24 protein-coding genes are annotated in these 19,206 nt (G+C 59.8%); 5 read left to right on the plus strand and 19 right to left on the minus strand.

Annotated features, from left to right (window positions below; genetic code table 11):
* Positions 1-45: 45 nt before the first annotated feature.
* The 8 genes from LT42_RS06520 to LT42_RS06555 all read right to left on the minus strand — a co-directional run bounded on the left by LT42_RS06520 (position 46) and on the right by LT42_RS06555 (position 7,627).
* Positions 46-1,074, minus strand: a complete 1,029-nt coding sequence (locus LT42_RS06520; protein ID WP_037010879.1) for a nucleoside hydrolase — start codon at positions 1,072-1,074, stop codon at positions 46-48.
* A gap of 44 nt (positions 1,075-1,118) precedes the next feature.
* The gene (gene rbsD, locus LT42_RS06525) at positions 1,119-1,523 is read right to left on the minus strand and encodes a D-ribose pyranase (RefSeq protein WP_037010881.1); all 405 of its coding nucleotides are present in this window, start codon (positions 1,521-1,523) and stop codon (positions 1,119-1,121) included.
* Positions 1,520-2,452 carry a ribokinase gene (gene rbsK / locus LT42_RS06530; RefSeq protein WP_037010883.1) on the minus strand — a complete coding sequence of 311 codons (933 nt, stop codon included), beginning with the start codon at positions 2,450-2,452 and terminating at the stop codon, positions 1,520-1,522. The genes rbsD and rbsK overlap by 4 nt, the downstream gene beginning before the upstream one ends.
* A 59-nt stretch (positions 2,453-2,511) precedes the next feature.
* Positions 2,512-3,525, minus strand: coding sequence for a LacI family DNA-binding transcriptional regulator (locus LT42_RS06535; RefSeq protein ID WP_037010885.1), 1,014 nt, complete (start codon positions 3,523-3,525; stop codon positions 2,512-2,514).
* Position 3,526: 1 nt separating this feature from the next.
* Positions 3,527-4,522, minus strand: coding sequence for an ABC transporter permease (locus LT42_RS06540; RefSeq protein WP_037010888.1), 996 nt, complete (start codon positions 4,520-4,522; stop codon positions 3,527-3,529).
* Positions 4,522-6,072 carry a sugar ABC transporter ATP-binding protein gene (locus LT42_RS06545; RefSeq protein ID WP_037010890.1) on the minus strand — a complete coding sequence of 517 codons (1,551 nt, stop codon included), beginning with the start codon at positions 6,070-6,072 and terminating at the stop codon, positions 4,522-4,524. The genes LT42_RS06540 and LT42_RS06545 overlap by 1 nt, the downstream gene beginning before the upstream one ends.
* Before the next feature lie 88 nt (positions 6,073-6,160).
* Entirely contained in the window at positions 6,161-7,120 is a 960-nt protein-coding gene (locus LT42_RS06550) for a sugar ABC transporter substrate-binding protein (RefSeq protein ID WP_037010894.1), read from the minus strand.
* A 243-nt stretch (positions 7,121-7,363) separates the two neighbouring features.
* Positions 7,364-7,627, minus strand: a complete 264-nt coding sequence (locus LT42_RS06555) for a DUF1652 domain-containing protein (RefSeq protein WP_037010897.1) — start codon at positions 7,625-7,627, stop codon at positions 7,364-7,366.
* A gap of 373 nt (positions 7,628-8,000) precedes the next feature.
* Here LT42_RS06555 and LT42_RS06560 point away from each other — a divergent pair, with 373 nt between their 5' ends.
* On the plus strand, positions 8,001-8,672 hold the full coding sequence (locus LT42_RS06560; protein ID WP_037013053.1) for a lipopolysaccharide kinase InaA family protein: 672 nt from the start codon (positions 8,001-8,003) through the stop codon (positions 8,670-8,672).
* Between the two features lie 111 nt (positions 8,673-8,783).
* Here LT42_RS06560 and LT42_RS06565 read toward each other — a convergent pair whose 3' ends face one another.
* Positions 8,784-11,402, minus strand: a complete 2,619-nt coding sequence (locus LT42_RS06565; RefSeq protein WP_052075153.1) for a PAS domain-containing protein — start codon at positions 11,400-11,402, stop codon at positions 8,784-8,786.
* A gap of 136 nt (positions 11,403-11,538) precedes the next feature.
* On the minus strand, positions 11,539-11,763 hold the full coding sequence (locus LT42_RS06570; RefSeq protein ID WP_037010898.1) for a YgdI/YgdR family lipoprotein: 225 nt from the start codon (positions 11,761-11,763) through the stop codon (positions 11,539-11,541).
* Positions 11,764-11,978: 215 nt separating this feature from the next.
* On the opposite strand from LT42_RS06570, the gene LT42_RS06575 reads away from it, so the two are divergent.
* Complete coding sequence (locus LT42_RS06575) at positions 11,979-12,230, plus strand: DUF1654 domain-containing protein (RefSeq protein WP_037010900.1); 252 nt, start codon at positions 11,979-11,981, stop codon at positions 12,228-12,230.
* A gap of 139 nt (positions 12,231-12,369) precedes the next feature.
* A complete protein-coding gene (locus tag LT42_RS06580; RefSeq protein WP_052075154.1) occupies positions 12,370-13,440 on the plus strand; it encodes an endonuclease/exonuclease/phosphatase family protein in 1,071 nt (356 codons plus the stop codon).
* A 70-nt stretch (positions 13,441-13,510) separates the two neighbouring features.
* Here the strand turns inward: LT42_RS06580 and LT42_RS06585 are convergent, their stop codons facing one another.
* On the minus strand, positions 13,511-13,846 hold the full coding sequence (locus LT42_RS06585) for a hypothetical protein (protein ID WP_037013058.1): 336 nt from the start codon (positions 13,844-13,846) through the stop codon (positions 13,511-13,513).
* Positions 13,847-14,118: 272 nt separating this feature from the next.
* Between LT42_RS06585 and LT42_RS06590 the strand changes: the two genes are divergently transcribed.
* Positions 14,119-14,376, plus strand: coding sequence for a hypothetical protein (locus LT42_RS06590; protein ID WP_037013059.1), 258 nt, complete (start codon positions 14,119-14,121; stop codon positions 14,374-14,376).
* A 204-nt stretch (positions 14,377-14,580) separates the two neighbouring features.
* Here LT42_RS06590 and map read toward each other — a convergent pair whose 3' ends face one another.
* The 3 genes from map to LT42_RS06605 form a co-directional block, all read right to left on the minus strand.
* Positions 14,581-15,366, minus strand: a complete 786-nt coding sequence (map, locus tag LT42_RS06595; protein ID WP_037010901.1) for a type I methionyl aminopeptidase — start codon at positions 15,364-15,366, stop codon at positions 14,581-14,583.
* Positions 15,363-15,617 carry a ParD-like family protein gene (locus tag LT42_RS06600; protein ID WP_037010903.1) on the minus strand — a complete coding sequence of 85 codons (255 nt, stop codon included), beginning with the start codon at positions 15,615-15,617 and terminating at the stop codon, positions 15,363-15,365. Before LT42_RS06600 ends, map begins: the two co-directional genes overlap by 4 nt.
* Positions 15,618-15,696: 79 nt before the next feature.
* Positions 15,697-16,035 carry a helix-turn-helix domain-containing protein gene (locus tag LT42_RS06605; protein WP_037010905.1) on the minus strand — a complete coding sequence of 113 codons (339 nt, stop codon included), beginning with the start codon at positions 16,033-16,035 and terminating at the stop codon, positions 15,697-15,699.
* A gap of 193 nt (positions 16,036-16,228) precedes the next feature.
* Between LT42_RS06605 and LT42_RS25920 the strand changes: the two genes are divergently transcribed.
* Positions 16,229-16,384, plus strand: a complete 156-nt coding sequence (locus LT42_RS25920; protein WP_160176714.1) for a hypothetical protein — start codon at positions 16,229-16,231, stop codon at positions 16,382-16,384.
* A gap of 32 nt (positions 16,385-16,416) precedes the next feature.
* On the opposite strand, the gene LT42_RS06610 is transcribed toward LT42_RS25920, so the two are convergent.
* The 5 genes from LT42_RS06610 to LT42_RS06630 form a co-directional block, all read right to left on the minus strand.
* Positions 16,417-16,641, minus strand: a complete 225-nt coding sequence (locus LT42_RS06610) for a hypothetical protein (protein ID WP_037010907.1) — start codon at positions 16,639-16,641, stop codon at positions 16,417-16,419.
* A gap of 159 nt (positions 16,642-16,800) precedes the next feature.
* Positions 16,801-17,832: an Ldh family oxidoreductase gene (locus LT42_RS06615; protein ID WP_037010909.1), complete on the minus strand. Its 1,032-nt coding sequence runs from the start codon at positions 17,830-17,832 to the stop codon at positions 16,801-16,803.
* Positions 17,833-17,964: 132 nt separating this feature from the next.
* Positions 17,965-18,396 (minus strand): GNAT family N-acetyltransferase, encoded by a 432-nt coding sequence (locus LT42_RS06620; RefSeq protein ID WP_037010911.1) that lies wholly within the window; start codon positions 18,394-18,396, stop codon positions 17,965-17,967.
* Positions 18,397-18,513: 117 nt separating this feature from the next.
* Entirely contained in the window at positions 18,514-18,780 is a 267-nt protein-coding gene (locus LT42_RS06625; protein ID WP_037010913.1) for a PepSY domain-containing protein, read from the minus strand.
* A 152-nt stretch (positions 18,781-18,932) separates the two neighbouring features.
* Positions 18,933-19,121, minus strand: a complete 189-nt coding sequence (locus LT42_RS06630) for a hypothetical protein (RefSeq protein ID WP_037010915.1) — start codon at positions 19,119-19,121, stop codon at positions 18,933-18,935.
* Between the last annotated feature and the right edge of the window lie 85 nt (positions 19,122-19,206).

The raw sequence follows: 19,206 nt of genomic DNA on the forward strand, positions 1-19,206 counted from the left end.
GCGCTGCGCCGCGTGACTGCAAGCCCTGCGGCGCGGCCTTGTCGGTTATTTAAGCGTGGCGAGGCGCTGGGTCAGCAGATCGAAGAACCCTTGAGCGTCGCCGTTTTCGACCCAGAATACATTCTTGCTCTGAGCGAGGGTGTCGTACCAGTCAACGATGGTCTGGCCATGGGTCGGCCCTTCGCGGTTGTCGACCACCAGGTTCACCTGCCTGCCAGAGAACAACTCAGGCTTGAGCAGCCAGGCAATCACGCTTGCATCGTGTACCGGCCCCCCGGGCAACCCGTAGTGGACCATGTCTGCCTTGACGTACTCATTCAGGATGTCGCTCACCAACTTGCCAGCCTGGTTATTCAAGCCGTCAATTTGCTTGAGACGCTGCTCGCTGGTGAGCATCTTGTGGGTAACGTCCAGTGGCACGTAGGTCAGTTTCACGCCGCTGGCGAGAACCACTTTCGCGGCGTCAGGGTCGGCGTACAGATTGAACTCGGCCACAGGGGTGATATTGCCGCCATTGAAGTGGGCGCCGCCCATGACCACGACTTCCTTGATGCCCTCTGTGATATCAGGCGCCTGAATCAGCGCGAGCGCCAGATTGGTCTGAGGGCCGAGCATGGCGATGGTAACGCTGTGCGGCGCAGCCTTGTGCAGTGTGTCGATCAAATACTGCACCGCATTGCCTTGTGCCGAGGGCTGTTTCGGCTCATGCACTTGCACGCCGGGCAGGCCTTCCTTGCCATGGATGTTCTCGGCGTAGATCGGCGTACGCACCAGCGGTTTGCCCGCACCGGCATAAACGGGCACGTCTTCGCGACCGGCCCACTCGCGGGCAAGTCGGGCATTGCGTGAAGTTTTGTCGATACGCACATTGCCCGCTACGGTGGTAATGGCCATGACGTTGAGTTCTTTCGGAGACGCCAAAGCCAACAACAGCGCAACGACGTCGTCGGCGCCCGGGTCGGTGTCGATGATCACGTCACGCCGTTCGGCGGCCTGCACCGAGACGGCGGATAAAATGGCCAACAGTGCGGCACTCCTGATCAATCCGGTAAACAATTGAAGACCTGCGTACATGAGAAACTCCCTGTTCCGTTTTGCTGAACCTGCAAAGCAGCGATTTAGAACACCACCCCGGCCACCAACGCAATGTTGGTGTAGGGCTGGCATTCGCCGGTGCGGATGATAGCGCGAGCGCCTCGGCTGAGCTGCTTGAGCGCCTCATGGGTGACCAGACGCTGCTCGCCCAAGCTGCCGGAAGCGTGCAATGCCGCAACCGTGGCAAGTGCCGGCGGTTGTCTGGACAGCATTTCTTCGGCAAGCACATGGCTTTCGACTTGCATTTCGGTCAGCACCACATTCAGCACGCTGACGAAATCGGGTACGCCGTGGGTCAGCGCCAGATCAATCAGCTCAACCCCCGCCGGCACCGGCATGCCTGCGTCGACGATCATCACGATGTCGCCGTGACCGAGCGACGCGATGGCCCGGGACAGCGCGATGTTGAGCAGCGGTGTTTTCTTCATGACGGTTGCCCCTGAACCGCACAGGCCTGAACCTCTGCGAACGTCGGAATGGAGGGCTGTGCCCCGGAACGGGTGACGGACAGCGCGGCCGCGACCTGACCGAAGCGAATGGCATCGGATTCGGACTTGCCGTCGGCCAGTGCCGCTGCAAAGCCGCCGACAAAGGTATCGCCTGCAGCTGTGGTGTCGATCGGCTGGACCTTGGGCGCCGGGAAATGCTCGGAGCGTGACTTGCTCGCAAACAAGGCGCCCTGCTCGCCCAGCGTCACGATCACTTTGCTCACCCCCGCGTCCAGCAGCGCCGTGGCCGCAGCGTCTGCGCTGGCGGTGCTGTCCACTGGAAGGCCGGTCAGCGCGGTTGCCTCGCTTTCGTTGGGGATCAGATAATCGATCCAGGCAAACCATTGGGCAGGAAGCGGCCCGCTGGCAGGCGCCGGGTTGAGAATCACGGTCTTGCCCAACTCGTGTCCACGCTTGAGCACGTGCCCAACCGTGTCGAGTGGCACCTCGAGCTGGCAGATGATGACCTCGGCCTGGCACAGCAACGCGTCGAAGCTGTCCACCACAGACGCGGTGACATGGCCGTTGCCGCCAGCCACAATGACGATGGCGTTCTGGCTGCTGTCATCGACCACAATCAACGCTACGCCGGTGGACTCACCGCTGACCGGGGTAACCGCCTGGCAATCGACGCCCTCGGCAAGCAGCGCGGCGCGCAGTTGTTCGCCATAGGCGTCATCGCCCACGCAGCCGATCATTGCAACACTGGCACCCAGCCGCGCGGCAGCAACCGCCTGGTTGGCGCCCTTGCCACCCGGCACGGTGACGAACGATTGTCCCGCCAGGGTTTCGCCTGCACGCGGCAATCGCGGCGCGCGCGTCACCAGGTCCATGTTCAGGCTGCCCACTATCACTACTTTTGCTTGCATGACGTCTTTTACTCTTCAGATCACTTTTCACACCGAACGAAGCGCTCGGCTCAACGAAATCAGGGTGATGCAGGGGGTGGAGGTGCGGTGGATTCGCGCAACACAATACTCGGTGCCACGATCAAGTGCTCAACAGCGGTGTCGCCGCGCGTCGATATGCGGCGCAGCAGCACCTCGGCGGCGCGCTCCCCCAGTTGCAGGATCGACTGGCCTACGGTGGTCAGGGCTGGATACACATATTGGCTCATCTGAATGTCGTCGAAGCCAATGACCGAAAGATCGGCCGGCACCCGCACGTTGCGCTCGGCGGCGGCGCGCAGCACGCCGATGCCGACCATGTCGTTGGCCGCGAAAATGGCCGTGGGCGGATCGCTTTGCAACAGCTTAACGGCAGCGAGATAGCCGCTCGGCCCGGTGAAATCGCTTTCAACGACCCAGTCGGCCGGCACTTCGATGCCGCCTTCTCGCATCGCCCGATGGTAACCGTCCAGACGCATCTGGGCGACACTGGTCTGCGCCGGGCCACAAATGCAGGCAATGTGCCGATGCCCCAGCGACAGCAGGTGTGACGTGGCCAGGTAAGCGCCGAGCTCGTGGTCGATACGCACCAGATCCGCTGTTACACCGTCCAGGTCCCTGTCGACGATGACCAGCGGCGTGCGCACCGCAGCGAGGCCTTCGACGAGGCTGTCGCCGCCGCCCACGGACGAGACGATCAGGCCATCAACGCGCTTCTCCAGGAGCACCCGCAGGTAGCTGCGCTGCTTGTCGGGGTTGTCGTCCGAGTTGCAAAGGATCACGCAGAAACCATTGCGCTCGCAGTAGTCCTCGATGCCCCGCGCCAGCTCGGCGAAGTACGGGTTGATACCGTTGGGGATCAACAGGCCGATCGTTGCCGTGGCTTTGGCCTTGAGCGAACGCGCTACGGCACTGGGCACGTAATCGAGCTGGACGATGGCCGCCTCGACCTTCTTGCGCACTTCTTCGCTGACAGGGCGCGTGCGATTGAGCACATGGGACACCGTGGTGTAGGAAATCCCGGCAATCGCCGCTACATCCTTGATGGTTGCCATGTCAGCCGCGCCGCCGTGCGCGATTGCTGCGGTAGGTGTCCAGCACCACGGCCACGACGATTACTGCCCCGGTGATGATGCGCTTGGTCGGCTCGGTGGCGCCGATTTGCGCAAGGCCTGCGGCCAGCACGGAGATGATCAACACGCCGAAAAAGGTGCTGATCACAGAACCGCGTCCGCCCATCAGACTGGTACCGCCAATCACCACCGCTGCGATCACCTGCAGTTCCAGGCCAGAGCCGGCATTGGGATCGGCAGCTTCCAGACGCGAAATCTGGAACAGCGCAGCGACGCCCGCCAGAAGCCCCATCAGCGAGAACACCAGGATCTTGTAGGGCTTGGGATTTATGCCCGCCAGACGTACGGCTTCCTCGTTGGTGCCGATGCCGATCAGGTAGCGTCCAAACACGGTGCGGGTCAGCACGGCCTGGGCGGCGAAGATAATGATCAGGGCGATGACAAACGACGGCGAGATGCCAAACGCGAACGGGTTCGACAGCCAGGCGAACGAATCACCGATATAGGCCGTGCGCGAATCGGTCAACTGGTACGCCACGCCGCGGGCCATTTCCAGCACGCCGAGCGAGACAATGAAAGAGGGAATGCGCCAGGCGACTGTGATAGAACCCGTCAGCGTACCGGCCGCCGTTGCGCAGGCGATGCCCAGCAATGCCGACGGAAATACGCCCCAGCCCCACCCCAGCATGGCGACACTGACCGCTGACGCCGCCAGTGCCAGCACCGACCCCACTGACAGGTCGATGCCACCAATGATCAGGATGAACGTCATGCCGACCGCCAGCACCATCAGGTCGGGAATCTGGTTGGCCAGGGTGCTGAAGGTTTCGTAGGAAAGGAAATGATCGCTGAGCAGCGAGAACAATACGATCATCGCCAGCAAGGCGCCGGCCAGCCCCAGGTAAGTGCCCAGGCCGAAGTAGTTGCCGCTGCGCTTGCCTGCAGAGGGCAGCGCGGCAGTTGAAGTCGAGGTTTTCATCAGTCAATCCTGGGCGCGGCTTCTGAGAGCAGCGCATCACGTTTTTGGTAGCCGGCAAAGGCAGCGGCAAGCAGTTCGTCCTGGGTCCAAGTGTCGCGCTCGAAGGTGTCGATCAGTCGCCCGGCAGACAGCACGCCAATGCGGTCGCAGATCAGCATCAGCTCACGCAGATCGCTGGAAACCACCACCAGCGCCCTGCCCTGGCGAGTCAGGTCGCCGAGTAGCGTGTAGATGTCGAACTTGGCGCCCACATCAATGCCGCGGGTGGGTTCGTCGAATAGCATCACCTGGCAATCGCGCTCCAGCCAGCGGCCGATCACCACCTTCTGCTGGTTGCCGCCCGACAGCTCCGAGACCAGTTGGGTCGGGCTGGAACTGCGGATGCGCATGGCGTCCACCTGGCGTCTGGCGAGAGCCATTTCCGCATCGCCCTTGACCAGCCCGGCACTGGAGATTGCGTCCATGTTGCCCAGCGCGATGTTGGCGCTGATCGACTGCGACAGCAGCAGGCCTTCGCCCTTGCGGTCTTCGGTAATCAAGGCAATGCCGTGACCCACCGCGTCCACCGGCGACTTGATCTGCACGCTCCGCAACGGCCTGCCGACCTGTATGGACCCGCCGTCAGCTACATCGGCTCCGTAGATAAGGCGCAGCAGTTCGGTACGCCCTGCGCCGATCAAGCCAGAGATTCCGAAGATCTCGCCGGCGCGGACGTCAAAAGAGACGTCCCGCACCTTGTCCGAGCGGGTCAGGCCTTTGACCGACAAGGCCACTGCGCCGATTTTGCGCACGCCAAGATCAATCTGCTCGCCCAGTTCGCGCCCTACCATCAGCGTCACCAACTGTTCGCTGTTGTAGTTGGCCATGGCGTCGACACACACCAGCTTGCCATCGCGCAACACGGCGATGCGCTGGGCAACACGCGCCAGCTCTTCCAGACGGTGAGAGATGTAAATGATGGAAACACCACGGTCCTGCAAACGGGTGATCTGCTCGAAGAGCATTTCGACCTCGCGAGCGGTGAGCATTGCCGTCGGCTCGTCGAGAATCAGCACATGACAATCGCCGATCAGGTTGCGCGCAATCTCGACCATTTGCTGATGACCGATGCCCAGTTCGCTGACCAGCGTGTCGGGGTCGATGGCCTCCAGACCGACCTGCGCCATGGCCTTGACCGCATCTTCCCGCAGCTTGCTGCGGTTGATGAACCCGGCGCGACTGGGCAGGTTATCGAGAAACAGGTTTTCAGCCACCGACAACGTCGGCAGCAGGTTGAGTTCTTGCATGACCATGCGCACGCCAAGCTTTTCGGCCTGAGTACGACTGGCAGGCTGGTAGGGTTGCCCCTGAAATTGCATCTGGCCAGTGGTGGGGGTTACAAGGCCGCCGATGATTTTCGACAGCGTGCTTTTGCCCGCGCCGTTTTCGCCGGTCAAGGCAAGCACTTCCCCACGCATCAGCGTCAGGTCAATGTCGCCGAGTACGGGTTGAGCGTAGGTTTTGCCAATACCGCTGACAGATAGAACAGCGGCCTGAGCAGACGCTGACATAACGATCTCCACGCACCTGCCCTTGCGGGCAGGCGGCACTTATTTGGAAGCTACGGGTTGGAAACTGTCGACTGGACGCCGCAGGTGCTTATTGCGGCTTGGTGACCAGCTCGACCGGGGTTTCGATCACGCCGTTGGTCATTTCCAGTTTCTCGCCCTTGACCATCTTCAGCGCGGTATCGATACCGAACACCGCCTGACGCGCAGCGAACTGGTCAGCCGTTGCCAGCACACGACCGTCTTTGAGCATCGGCTGGATGGCCTTGATGTTGTCGTAACCGACGACCTGAACCTTGCCTGCCTTGCCTGCCGCACGCACAGCCGACACCGCACCCAGAGCCATGCTGTCGTTGCCGGCCAGCAATGCCTTCAAGTTCGGGTATTCATTGAGCATGGCCGACGCGACCGCGTTGCCTTTGTCGATTTCCCAGTTACCCGACTGCGTGGAGACGATCTTCATCTGCGCAGCGTCCATCGCATCCTTGAAACCTGCGGTGCGTTGTTGCGCGTTGGTGGTGGTGGGCACGCCTTCGATGATGCCGACCTGATCACCTGCAGTCAGCTGCTTGGCCAGATAGTCACCCACGAGCTTGGCGCCCTTGCGGTTGTTGGGCCCTACGAACGGGACTTCCATGCCTTTGGTTTTCAGCACATCGACGTCCAGCTGGTTGTCGATGTTCACGACCTTGATGCCCGCGTCCATGGCTTTCTTCAACACCGAGGCCAGGGCTTTGGAATCTGCCGGGGCGATCACCAACGCGTCGACCTTCTTGACGATCATCTGGTTGACGATATCGATTTGCGCGGCCGTATCGGACTCGTTCTTGATGCCGTTGGAGATCAGGTCAAAATCAGCCGAGTGCTGTTTTTGATAATCCTTGGCCCCGTCTTCCATGGTCAGGAAGAACTCATTGGCAAGGGACTTCATCACCAGCGCGACGGTGGGCTTTTTCGCGTCGTCGGCGAAGGCGGATGAAAGAGGCAGGGTTACCGCGGACGCGGTGAGCATGGCAACAGCAAGAAGACGTGCAGCGAATGGCAGCTTCATGGAATCACTCCGACATTATGATTGTTGTTATCGGCAGCGTTTACGCGTCAGCGTGGGACAGACGGAATCGCAAACGTTTGCGTGAGCGAAACTATGAGAACCGGCGGGGGTTTTGTCAACTCCACGATAACGTGGACTGGAGGGGTAAGGCCTAAGTGCCCTGCTCCTCCGATCGCTGTCTGTCTGTGCGTTGCCGCAGGGCAAACGGAGCTCGGACCGGAGGATTGAGATGGGTGTAAAAAGTTACGCGCGTTCCTGAAGCTGCATGGACCGTCGGGCAGTGGAATGGGACTTCAGTCCTTCTTTCAGCGTGGCGATGAGGTTGGCAATGGCGCGGCTCGAATTGAGAGAGCTGACCGGTATGCCTGACGCAAGCAGGTCGGCATGGCCCCGCTCGCGGTCAAATATCTGCACCATAATCTGGTCTTTGGCATCAATGGTGCACTTGCATTTTGCAGGCAGGAAGCCCGATTCGACGATATGGCAGAGTTCAAGGGTAGAGATCATGGCAAATTTCCTTATTTAGTTATGCACGGTGGATAACCCGCCGCGCCAGCAATTCCGCGATTCTTGCAACCAGGGGACGAACGGACATGACGCGCTCAGTAACCCGGGCGTCCATAAGCCTGCCGTAGCATGCCTTGCGAGGCATGATGCTTCAGTCCGAGCATTTTTACCCTGTCCGATGGCGCAAATGGCTGCTCTTTGGGCGAAAAGAAGGTGTGGCAAGTGAGTAAGCTGAACGGCTGAAACTGGCTAATAGCCAACAGCCATAGATGAATGCTGGAACTATCCTGGGCCGCAGAGGCCTGAGGGGCGCGCACTGCACACTGACAGGCGCTGCATGGTGGCAAAATTTCTACCGTATTTGGAGCGCATGATGGGTCGGGCAAACAACGAATTCGAGTTTTGGTGGGGCACGTCTGGCCCTTGGGTGGAGCCGCCAAATGTGCGCAGAAACGGCACCAGCGGCGTTCAGCGTGTCGTCCACGACGGCAACACGCTCTACGTCAAACGCCAGACCGGCCATCTATTCCGTAGCCTTCGCTACCCTGCAGGCCGTCCGACAGCATTGCGTGAGGGCATAGCCCTGTCTCGTCTGGCCGAGCTGGGCGTTAATGCACCACGCCCGGTGTTTTACGGGGCGCGCAAAGTTGCCGGTGTTTGGCAAGGCGTACTGGTGACCAAGGATCTTGGCGGTTTTATTGACCTGGATACTTGGTATGCCCAAGGCGGCGCTCGCACCTTGACCACTGAGCAGCACCAGAAACTCTTCAAGCGCCTGGCTGAGACGCTGGCCAAGATGCACCTGGGCAAATGGCAGCATGGCTGCATGCGTTCCAAACACATCTTCATCAAGGCAACAGCCACCGAGACGCGGTTCGACTTTGAACTGGCGTTGCTTGATCTTGAGAAGTCCCATGGGCGGATCACCATCATGGGCGCCGCGCGTCACGATATCCCGCAGCTCAGGCGCCACTCGTTCTGGGATGAGTCGCAATGGCAGTATTTCCTGTCGTGCTACGAGCAGGCCATCGGGCGCTCGGTCTGAGCCCGACCCGCCATCTCGACCGGCTGTACAGCGATCACTGAACGGGGCTCGCCCACACCATAAACGCACCTCGCGTTTCACACAGGCAAAGTCCTGCGTGAAACGCGAGGGTCAGGCGTTCGTTGCAACGGGCGCCTTGATTGCGCCAAATTTTCCACAGCGGCCCAATGCCTTCGCCACCCGCGACGCGATATCGCTACGGGTGAAGGGTTTTGCAACTACATCAAAACCGCCGATATGCGTCGAAGCCTCGTTGGTGTAACCGGTGATGATCAGCACCGGTAGCTCCGGAATCCGCACTCGCAAGCTTTCCGCCAGTTGGGTGCCGTTCTTTTCTGCCATCAGCTGGTCGGTGATCAGAATGTCAGGCCGCAACCCGGTCTCGACCAGGTGTTCGGCTGCCGACGGAGACTCGGCTTCAGTCACCCGATACCCCAGGTCGCGCAGTTGCAGGGCGACGGTGTACCGCACCAGGTCCTCGTCATCCACCATCAGCACGTGAAAGGGATGGACCGCCGCAGACTCTTGCTCTTCCTGCCCGTCATCGGCGTGCTGGACGTCTGCGCAGGAGACCGGCAGCCAGAGGTCGACGCGGGTACCCTCCCCCGGCACCGACTGGATGCCGAAACCTCCCCCGGACTGCAGCGCCAACCCCTGAACCATCGACAGTCCCAGCCCGGTGCCCTTGCCCACGCCTTTGGTGGAATAAAACGGCTCGACACAACGCTGTAACACCTCGTTGCTCATGCCGCTGCCGTTGTCACTCACGGTCAATTTGACGTATTGCCCTTGCGCCGGCGTCTGGCCGAGACCCGGGCTGTCGGAAACGACGTCCACACGCGCGCTGATCTTCAAAAAGCCGTGTTCCGGGATGGCGTCGCGGGCGTTGACGGCCAGATTGAGAATGCCCAACTCCAGCTGGTGCGGGTCGATGAGGATATTCGGCAAGCCGGCCGGGATGTCGACGATCACCTCGATCGTCGGTCCCAGGGATCGCTGGATCAGGTCGCGCATGTCAGTCACGAGTGCATCGACAGCCACTACCTGCGGCTTGAGCGTCTGGCGCCTTGCGAAGGTCAGCAGCCGGCCCACCAGAATGCGCGCGCGATCGGCAGCTTGCAGCGCCGCATCTATAAGACGATGGGAGCGGTCATTGGCGGCAGGCTGGCGACGAAGCAGTTCCAGTGACGTCATGATCGGCGTCAGCAGGTTGTTGAAGTCATGGGCAATGCCGCCACCCAGTTGGCCGACCATTTCGATCTTGCGAGACTCGTGCAGCAGGGCAATGGCCGCCTCGCGCTCGGCCACCATGGTTGCGACCCGCTGCTCAAGGCCTTCGTTGAGCTCTATCAACTGATGCTCGGCACCCACGCGTGCGGTGATGTCGACACAGACAAACAGCAGGCCGCTGAGCTCGTGCCCCTCGTCCAGCAGCGGCGTCACATGTGTTTGCAACCACACGACAGAACCATCTGCGCGTACATGGTGCTGGGTCAGTTCAAAGGGTGTGTCTGCGCTCAGAAAGCGTTCGTGAAAAAGGGGTTGAACGTTTGCGGTGCAGTCTTTATGCACGTCGAGCATCGAATGCCCGGCAATGGCTTCGCGGGGCAGCGCCAGGATTTCGCAGTATCGGTCGTTGACTTGTCGAAAGACCCCTTCGTGATCACAGAGCGCAATCCCCGCACCCGCTTGTTCGAACATCCCGGCTAGTTGCGCTGAACTCGCGTGCAACGCCGACTCGGCTCGGGTGTGATTGATCCACAGCCAACCGAGCTTCGCCGCTTCCTCGATAAGGTGAATGTCGTGCCGACTGAAGACCCGATCGCCATCGAACTCCATCGTAAAAACGCCAGCCAGGGTGTCATGGCGCATCAGCGGCACATGCACCGATGAGCGCGCCATCCCCTTGGCCAGACCACCCAGCGCGTCTTGAGGGGCGTTATCCACGTCAGCCGTTGCGCTGTACTGAACAGTCATGCCCTGGCGCAGTGCACGGCAGGTCTGGTCGCTGAAGGAAACGAGAGCGGGGTCGTTGCGGATATCACCTGCGCGGTATTCCCGGCTGACCCGGAAACCACCGGACTCCTCGTCCGCCTCCGCCAGATTCACGCGAGCGGCATGTAACTCGCTGCCGACCCGGCTGATGACATCGACTTCGATCTGCTCGGGGTCGCGGATCGACGGGAAGGCCTGGCCCAACTCAAGCAGCAATGCTTGTCGACGTTCGAACTGAACGCGGTCAGTGGTCTCGGTCACGATGCACAGCACACCGCCCACCGAGCCATCCCCCTGATACACCGCCGAGTAGGAAACGTCGAAGTAGACCGTTTCACCGTAACCGTGCCTTTCGATATAGAACGGACGGTCTTTGGCGGCAAAGGTCTCGCCGGTCTCACGGACGCCGCGCAACAGAGGCTCGAGGTCATCCCAGAGTTCACGCCAGTTTTCGATGGCAGGTCGGGCAAGCGCGCGGGGATGTTTTTCACCGATGCTGGGCGCATAGGCGTCGTTGTACAGCGCTATGTAATCGGGCCCCCAAAAGAGCACGATTTGCGCCTGAACCGGCAGTACCGTGCTCATCAGAGCCTTGAGACTGTCCGGCCATGTTACAGGCGCACCCAGAGGCGAGCTTTCAATCAGGGGGGACCGAAGCAGATCACCGACCGCACCGCCGTTGGCAAGAAAACGCAGAGGCGCTGCGCTATAGCCGGTGTTAGGAGGGTTTTCCATAATTAGGGCCTGAGAGGAATTAGCGTGATCAAATAGCCTCGTTTAGAACAAGGCCAATGCGAAGACGTTCCATTCAGATGAATACAGTTTTCCATACAGTAAGGGTCCCGGCGTCACCCAGGACCCTCGGGATACCTCAGTCTTCTTCTTTGACGGTTGCGACCTCGTCGGCACGGACCCGAATGGTCTTGCCGGAAATGTCCTCAAACTCGTAAAAGCCATCTTTGCTTTTAGTTTTGGGCGCGTCTTTGGTCACATACTGAGTGCCGTTCTGCAACGTCACCACAGTCGAAGTAGAGCACCCGGCCAGCGCCGCGCAGCAAGCGAATGCCACCGGCATCAGCAGTGATTGAATCTTCATAAAGCCTCCTGGTTTCAAATGTCCAAGCCATGTGCGCTTGAGATATCAATCGTCATCTAGCGATCAGATCAGCCCGTTGGAGTTTGGTTCGCCAGTCTGCGAATCAGCAGACAAATCAGCGACTTGAGCCGCCGTGGGTTTTTGTCCGCTCCACTGTTGCGAAACGTCCGACACTCAAATACTGTATGCGCATACAGCGAACAGGAGGTCACTTCATGTCTGAGTCCGATGCATCCACCGCCGCCTCGCCAGGCCATTACGAACGAATGGCCGTTCGGGTACAAAAGATCATTAATTCCCAAAGTGCGCAGAAAGCTCGCGCTGCCCTGATTTTTCGACTGGCAGACGAACTGGAAGACGACTGGAAGCAGTTATTGGAAGAAATCGACGAGAACGACAACGTGACCCTGGCCTGGCGAGACGATGGTGGCGTACAGATCTTCTGGACAGTGCCCAAGGAAGACTGAGTTGGCATCACCGCTTGTCTCAGCCTATGCATGACGCCCCCTGCTCAGCGCTTGTGTGGCCGTAGGCGCCAGTCCTGCGGCCACCGGGCCCGCTACCGTTTACCCAGCCTCCCCTTTTGAATAACCCAGTTGGATAACAATGTTCAGATTTTGTGTCGCCCTGTTTTTAACGTTTAGCTTCCTGCACACCGCTTGCGCCGATGTAAAAATCGGCACCTGGAACCTTGAGCACCTGAGCGTGCGCCCGAACAAGGATTTCCAGAGCATCGCCAAGGTTGCGCGGCAAGTCGACTTTCTCGCGGTTCAGGAATTAATGAGTGAAGAAGCGCTGCAAGCGCTGGCGTCGGAGTTGACCCGGCAGACGGGCAAGCACTGGAGCTCCATGGCGTCGCATGCTGTTGGGCGATCTTCCTACAAAGAAATGTACGGCTTCTTGTGGCGGGATGAGGCGGTTGCCTATGAAGACGGCGCCGTGAGCTACCTGGACCGCACCGACACCTTCGAGCGCGAGCCTTACTCCGCGCAGTTCAGGTCCCTGAAAGACGGCAAGACCTTCGTCGTTGCAACCGTGCATGTCTTGTACGGCAAGAACCAGGCAGACCGTGCTTCAGAAATCGTCGCCCTCTCAAACTACTGGACCTGGCTGCAGGAAACCTACCCCGGCAATAACCGGATCATGCTGATGGGTGACTTCAACACGCCGCCCAATTCTCCCGCGTGGAGCAAACTCGACAGCAGTGCCAGACCGCTCGTACTGGATGGCGCCAGCACCCTGTCCACCACGGACGGTAAGTTCGCCAACCTTTACGACAATATTTTCATCAGCAAGGACTCGGCCATCCGCGTCAACAAAGTCGCGGTCTACGACTACCCGAAGTTTCTGGGGCTGACCCACGCGAAGGGACGGGACAGCGTGTCCGACCATGCGCCGATTTTTCTCGATGCAAGCCTGAGTGGCGGCAGTGCGGCGCAAAGTGGGTCGGCTGTGACGGCGCAGGCGCGACCAGGTGCGGACAGTCCGATGAAGCCGGCCGTAAACACCCCGTCGACCCATCTGGCGCTGGCGATCCGCGGCAACAAAAAGACCATGGTCTATCACCGCCCTGACTGCCCTTCGTACAACGCAATCGCCGAAAAAAACCGTGTCGAATTCAACAGCGCTGCGGTTGCCGAGGCTCAGCATTATCGTCTGGCAGGGAATTGCCGATAGCCCCGGCCATGCCGGGCTGCAATAGCCTGCCGGCAGTTGGCAGGCTCTGCGTCTATTCACACGCACATACTCACTTGCGGGCGAGATCGTGCTGAATGCACCCCTCGTAGTAGGTCTGCCGTACGGCGGCGGGCTTCAACTTCGAGGGGCTTTTATAGGTTTGCTCCGTAATGCCCAGCGCCATCTTGCGCATCCAGGGTTTGCTGAACGTGCGGCTTTGCAGTTTCTTCCGGGCGCTGTAGAGCGTGGTCCCCGACAGTTTGGATTGCTGCGCCACCCCTGCCATTCCCGCCCCCCATTTGCAGACCTGCAGTTCGTTCTTGCTGATGGCCCTGGCGTGCGCGCTCACCGACACAGCTGCCAGAAACCCCATCACTACGGCCAGACTCACCCTACGCGTGCACATCCGCATCGTCCTGAAATCCATCAAAAAAAAAGGATTTTTCCAGAAATGCTGATACCTGCGGGCCATCAAATTGCCTTCCACCTTATTCTTCGGGCGATGGGCTCAATGAGGGCTCCGGGGTATATGCCTCGCATCGCTGGTCCCAGTCGTCGTCGCGATCGGGTGTGACGCTGCTCCATCGAGTACGAATCAGGCGAAACGCTAAACAAATGGGTATCCGTGCGGTCGGAATTTATAAGCAGCGCTCATCACACCAGCAAAGCGAGGTAAACATGACCATCGATAACGCACTGAAAAAGGAAGTTCTCACCCGCCTGTTGCACGCTCATCCACACGGGCTGGGCAAGGAAGTGCTGGACAACTACAGGGGGGAAAATGCTGTCGCCGATACCCTTGAGCACCTGCAGGATGCCGGGCTGATTCACGACGGCTGCGTGAACCGCCCTGCTGAGGGTGACCGGTCCCTGAAGTACCCTATCAAGCTCAGCTCATCCGGAGTGGACGCCGCCAAGCAGTTGCAGGCTGGCTAGCGAGCGCGTTCACGCTCATGCGTGCAAAAGAAAACCGGCCAAGGCCGGTTTTCTTTGGAATCGATGATGGTGTTCTCCCCTGGCGCTACCTGCACTGGACACTCGACAGCCTGTCAGGAAGCAGCACCACAGGGGAACAGGAAACAGCCTACAAGTCAGCGGCCTTTTTCGTCACGCCCACTTGTGTGACTTGATGAGTCAAGCTCAGACCGCCGGGTAATCGCCGGTGCCTTCCGGCCAAGGGGTCAGCAGCTCGAAACCGTCCCCGGTCACCGCTACCATGTGCTCCCACTGCGCCGAGAGGGACTGGTCACGCGTGAGGACGGTCCAGCCATCGTCAAGCACGTAAGTGCCTGGTTTGCCGGCGTTGATCATAGGCTCGATGGTAAACACCATCCCGGGCTTGAGCTTGAGCCCCTTGCCCGCTGAGCCGTAGTGCAGGACCTGAGGCTCTTCATGGTATTTGCGGCCGATGCCATGCCCGCAATATTCGCGTACCACGCTGAAGCCCTCACGGTACGCCACGGTCTGGATGGCATGCCCAATGTCGCCCAGTGTCGCGCCAGGCCTGACAGCGTGGATACCGGCGAGTGTGGCTTCATAGGTGGTTTCGACCAATCGGCGAGCGAGCGGGCTTACCTCCCCCACGTAGTACATGCGGCTGGTATCGCCATACCAGCCATCCTTGATGACCGCGACGTCAATGTTGACGATATCGCCTGCTTTCAGCACGTCGTCTGCCGAGGGAATGCCGTGGCAAACGACGGTGTTCGGGGATATACACGTGGTTTTGGTGAAGCCGTGATAGCCGACGTTCGCGGGGATCACCTTGAGCTGGTTGACGATAAAGTCGTTACACAGGTCATCCAGCGCCTCGGTGGTGACGCCCGGCTTGACGTGCTCGCCAATCATGGCCAGCACCTCTGCGGCCAGACGACCCGCTACACGGAGCCCGACCAGATCGGCTTCACTCTTGATGCTGATGCTCATTGCGACACCGCCCTGTTTTCTGAGAGATCGGGCACAAGGTCGCAAGGCTGAAGACTCAACACAGCGCCGCCCGACGTTTCGGCGCGGATCAGCAGTTGGCAGATTTCGCTGTAATTAAGCCCCGGATGAAGCTCGGCCAGCATGCCGACGCGCATCCAGTGTTCGGCCTGCGAATTGATCGATCGGCTCAACGCTGCGCTGGCACAGCGGATATTGGCGTGCATCTGTTCGGAAATTTTTACCAGACCCATGGCGACCTCGCGAAGAATATACGCAGCATATATGTTTCGTATATTTTCACGCAACCGACTCATGACTTACCGGCAAGTGTCAGGATGAACACTCGGTGGCGCATTCGGACAAAGACGTTGCCAACTGGGATATCGCTTCACGATCATCTTCGCTCAGCGCACGGTAATGAGTAATGACCGCCCGCTCCGCCTCGCTCAGGGTATCGGTAGCGATGGGAGTACGCTGGCCCGACAACACATACATAACATCGATGCCCTTTTTGCCAAGGGCTGCCATGTAGTCCGAGCGCGGAATACGCTCCCCGCTTTCATACTTGCCCTGAGCATTGGCTTCAACGCCACCGATTGAGCCGAAGTCCTGCTGCGACAGACCGAGCCTTTTGCGTTCTTCTTTCAGACGTGAGCCGAGATCTTTCATAAACAAGGGTCCTGAAATTTACTGTGTTCAACATGCAAGACCCCATTGGTCCGAGGGAGTTGCGACCAGGCGCTCAATTGGTCAATCTTCTGAAATGTCGACTCAAGCAATCCGTTGAGCGGCCGATAGGTTCTGACGTACAGCCCCTCATTTCGAATGGGCAGCCCGATTTCTGCAGTTCGGAGAACCAGACATGACCACTTTCTTGCTTGCATGGTGCGCGGTATCGGCAGTGGGCACTTCAGTCGCGCTGGCCATGATTCGTACCGGCAAGAATCGCCAGCCCGACGCTGATGACACGGTTGCGGGTCAGACTCCGGTGCCGGTGATGGTGCGATTCAAGCCCTGAACCGGCCTGCTTGCGGCTTGCCCCACAAAGCGTCACTCTGCCGCGAGCTGGCTTACGTGGGCCATGTTGGCCGTCGCATAGCCGCTCGCCGACGGGGCAAACGCGAGGTCGGCCTGATTGGCGCTGAACTGGCGAAGCCCTGACGCCAGAGCAAGAAAATCCTCGCGCTGCATCTCATTGCCCCAGATGCTGCTGAACGAAGATTCATGTTGCTGTGCAGCACATTCAGTGCGGGTGTTCGCTTGATTGGTTTGCATGGGCGCTCTCTTCTTCTCGATACTGTTTAAACATACAGTATTTTCTACGCCCCCTGAACGCAAGTCCTGTCGCGACGAATGGTCACCGCGGGCCGCTGATCCATTCTCGTCTCCTGCGCCAGCTCAATACGCCTCGGCACCGAATAGGCGCGCCCGGATTCAAGCGCGGGCTAACGCTTCAAGCCGATCAAGGTCCTCTGCCGACACTACGATCCCCTCCTTCAAGGACCGCTCGCGCTGACGATAACGACGATCGCCCGGCATGCGTTGTTGTCCCGCACCGTGCATCTGCCGGACGAGCTCTTCGCTGCGCTCGGCAAAGACCTGACCGCTGCCTTTGTCGGGGTGAATGACGATGATCACCTGACCGGTCCAGGGGGTTTGCGCGCCGGGCGCTTTCGACATGTCGAACTCAAACGAGAAATTCCCGCCGGTCAACGCAGCCGAGAGCAGTTCCACCATCATCGACAACGCCGATCCCTTGTAGCCGCCAAATGGCAACAACGCGCCTCCTTCAAGAATCGCCTTGGGATCCAGAGTGGGCTCGCCGTTGCGGTCAACGCCCATGCCAGGCGGCAGCATGCGCCCTTCTCTGGCGGCGATTTGTACGTCGCCATGGGCAATGGCGCTGGTCGCCATGTCGAAGACGATCGGCGGCCCCTCGGCGCGCGGCGCGGCGAACGCAATCGGGTTGGTGCCGAACAGCGGCTTCTGCGCATCGTGAGGGACGACGCACGTCATGCTGTTGACCACGCTCAGTGCCACCAGCCCCTGCGTCGCAAACGGCTCGACATCTGGCCACAGCGCAGCGAAATGGTGCGAGTTGCGGATCGCCAGAATCGCGATGCCGGCGCTGCGAGCCTTTTCGATGACCAGCCCTTTGGCGGCCTGCATGGCCGGTTGCGCAAAACCGCCCATGGCGTCAACGCGCACGAAAGCGGCCCCTGCGTCTTCGACCTTAGGCCGGGCCTGGCCGTCAACCCAACCCGCCGCCAGTGACGACAGGTAGCCCTTGATGCGGAAGATGCCATGACTGTGGGAGCCGTCGCGCTCGGCGCCAGCGCAATTTTCGGCGAGCACCCGCGCAACCTCGGCCGAGGTCCCGTGGCGCAGGAAGATCTGCCGCAGCAGCTCGGTCAGGTCAGTACAGGTAATCGTCCGGCTTGCGGAGCTGTTGTGGTCGGTAGTCATCTGAAGCTCCGTTGAGGTTTTGGGACGGGAAGCGCGACAGAAAGGCAGGCGGCTTGAGAATACTGCGCGACGGCCAGGGTGCCATTAGGGAATTGCGACCGCCCGGGTAGGACGGCCGCGGGAGCGCACTGACTACGCTGCGCTGATGCGTTTTTGGAAGAACAACCGCTGGTGGCCCGGCGGATAGTCATCCAGCTGCCCAAAGGCCTCATAGCCGTGCTTGCGGTAGAAGTCCGGCGCTTGAAAATCGAAGGTGTCGAGCCAGACGCCGAGGCAACCGCGTTCGCGGGCCAGGTCCTCGGCCATGCCCATCAGTTGGCTCCCCATGCGCTGGCCTCTCACCTGTTCGGGCACGACCAGCAACTCAATGAACAGCCAGCGGTAGAGGATGCGGCCGTGGAGCCCGCCAATCACGGCATCGGTGTGTTCGTCACGAACAAACAGGGCAAATTTTTCAGACTTGCCGTCGCCCGCCTGTGCGGCGTTATAGGCCCTCAATGGCTCGAGGATCTGCAGACGTTCTTCTTCGGAGGGATTGGATTTGAACTCGATCCGGACACTCATGCATCGCTTCCTGCTGATGAAATCGGGAAGCCAAGATTGTCGGATTGGTGTGCGGGAGTAAAGCGGGAGGATAGAGGTGGAGGCCCGAGGGCCCCCGCCTGGCAAACGCTGCGTCGATCAGTCTTTCTGATCGCGCAGAACGTTGCCGGAAGTACCGTCGATGCGGAATTCATAAGTCAGGCTGTCAGCCTTGCGACCTTCGCCTTCCCAATAGCCGTTGTCGTCGGCTTCGATTTTGTAAATCTCGGTATAACCCGCCGACTTGGCTTTCTCGATCGCTTTTTCGATGGTGATCCAGCCAGCGCCCGGCTTGTCCGCGAGGGCGAACTGTGCGGTGGTCAGGGCAGCGGTGGCGAGGACGGCAGCGGTAAGTTTCTTGATCATGTGTGAACTCCATTTCCCTTTGCGGGCTTTTTGAATGCGGTTTTTTGGAGTTCAGGGGCCGAAAAATAGTTCATCCGCGGTTTGTAACCGGTTGATGCTACAGCGTGCCGGACACCGTTCCGGGAGGTATCGGGGTGTCCGGCATGGCGGGATCAGCGCCTGACCTTGCGGCGCAACACGCCGTTCAAGACCACCACGACAACGGCGACGAATATCGCAATGTATTGAAAGGTTTTTTCGCTGAGCACGCCGATGTTCTGCAAATGGGAAAGCCCCAGCATGATCGCCAGGACGCTCAAGGCAATGATGATCGAGTAAACAAGACGCTGTTTGTTAGTCATTACGGGATTCCTGAAAACCTGTCGAGAGCAAAGGGGCTGATGTCGGCGCGATGAATCGGCGCACCTAGGTTACCTGCTCTGGACG

It is taken from the genome of Pseudomonas lutea, assembly GCF_000759445.1.
GTDB classification, from domain to species: domain Bacteria; phylum Pseudomonadota; class Gammaproteobacteria; order Pseudomonadales; family Pseudomonadaceae; genus Aquipseudomonas; species Aquipseudomonas lutea.

Excerpts from the sequence above, each read along its gene's own strand:
- LT42_RS06520 (WP_037010879.1), bottom strand. The coding sequence starts at position 1,074 with ATGTACGCAGGTCTTCAATTGTTTACCGGATTGATCAGGAGTGCCGCA.
- rbsD (WP_037010881.1), bottom strand. The coding sequence starts at position 1,523 with ATGAAGAAAACACCGCTGCTCAACATCGCGCTGTCCCGGGCCATCGCG.
- rbsK (WP_037010883.1), bottom strand. The coding sequence starts at position 2,452 with ATGCAAGCAAAAGTAGTGATAGTGGGCAGCCTGAACATGGACCTGGTG.
- LT42_RS06535 (WP_037010885.1), bottom strand. The coding sequence starts at position 3,525 with ATGGCAACCATCAAGGATGTAGCGGCGATTGCCGGGATTTCCTACACC.
- LT42_RS06540 (WP_037010888.1), bottom strand. The coding sequence starts at position 4,522 with ATGAAAACCTCGACTTCAACTGCCGCGCTGCCCTCTGCAGGCAAGCGC.
- LT42_RS06545 (WP_037010890.1), bottom strand. The coding sequence starts at position 6,072 with ATGTCAGCGTCTGCTCAGGCCGCTGTTCTATCTGTCAGCGGTATTGGC.
- LT42_RS06550 (WP_037010894.1), bottom strand. The coding sequence starts at position 7,120 with ATGAAGCTGCCATTCGCTGCACGTCTTCTTGCTGTTGCCATGCTCACC.
- LT42_RS06555 (WP_037010897.1), bottom strand. The coding sequence starts at position 7,627 with ATGATCTCTACCCTTGAACTCTGCCATATCGTCGAATCGGGCTTCCTG.
- LT42_RS06560 (WP_037013053.1), top strand. The coding sequence starts at position 8,001 with ATGGGTCGGGCAAACAACGAATTCGAGTTTTGGTGGGGCACGTCTGGC.
- LT42_RS06565 (WP_052075153.1), bottom strand. The coding sequence starts at position 11,402 with ATGGAAAACCCTCCTAACACCGGCTATAGCGCAGCGCCTCTGCGTTTT.
- LT42_RS06570 (WP_037010898.1), bottom strand. The coding sequence starts at position 11,763 with ATGAAGATTCAATCACTGCTGATGCCGGTGGCATTCGCTTGCTGCGCG.
- LT42_RS06575 (WP_037010900.1), top strand. The coding sequence starts at position 11,979 with ATGTCTGAGTCCGATGCATCCACCGCCGCCTCGCCAGGCCATTACGAA.
- LT42_RS06580 (WP_052075154.1), top strand. The coding sequence starts at position 12,370 with ATGTTCAGATTTTGTGTCGCCCTGTTTTTAACGTTTAGCTTCCTGCAC.
- LT42_RS06585 (WP_037013058.1), bottom strand. The coding sequence starts at position 13,846 with ATGTGCACGCGTAGGGTGAGTCTGGCCGTAGTGATGGGGTTTCTGGCA.
- LT42_RS06590 (WP_037013059.1), top strand. The coding sequence starts at position 14,119 with ATGACCATCGATAACGCACTGAAAAAGGAAGTTCTCACCCGCCTGTTG.
- map (WP_037010901.1), bottom strand. The coding sequence starts at position 15,366 with ATGAGCATCAGCATCAAGAGTGAAGCCGATCTGGTCGGGCTCCGTGTA.
- LT42_RS06600 (WP_037010903.1), bottom strand. The coding sequence starts at position 15,617 with ATGGGTCTGGTAAAAATTTCCGAACAGATGCACGCCAATATCCGCTGT.
- LT42_RS06605 (WP_037010905.1), bottom strand. The coding sequence starts at position 16,035 with ATGAAAGATCTCGGCTCACGTCTGAAAGAAGAACGCAAAAGGCTCGGT.
- LT42_RS25920 (WP_160176714.1), top strand. The coding sequence starts at position 16,229 with ATGACCACTTTCTTGCTTGCATGGTGCGCGGTATCGGCAGTGGGCACT.
- LT42_RS06610 (WP_037010907.1), bottom strand. The coding sequence starts at position 16,641 with ATGCAAACCAATCAAGCGAACACCCGCACTGAATGTGCTGCACAGCAA.
- LT42_RS06615 (WP_037010909.1), bottom strand. The coding sequence starts at position 17,832 with ATGACTACCGACCACAACAGCTCCGCAAGCCGGACGATTACCTGTACT.
- LT42_RS06620 (WP_037010911.1), bottom strand. The coding sequence starts at position 18,396 with ATGAGTGTCCGGATCGAGTTCAAATCCAATCCCTCCGAAGAAGAACGT.
- LT42_RS06625 (WP_037010913.1), bottom strand. The coding sequence starts at position 18,780 with ATGATCAAGAAACTTACCGCTGCCGTCCTCGCCACCGCTGCCCTGACC.
- LT42_RS06630 (WP_037010915.1), bottom strand. The coding sequence starts at position 19,121 with ATGACTAACAAACAGCGTCTTGTTTACTCGATCATCATTGCCTTGAGC.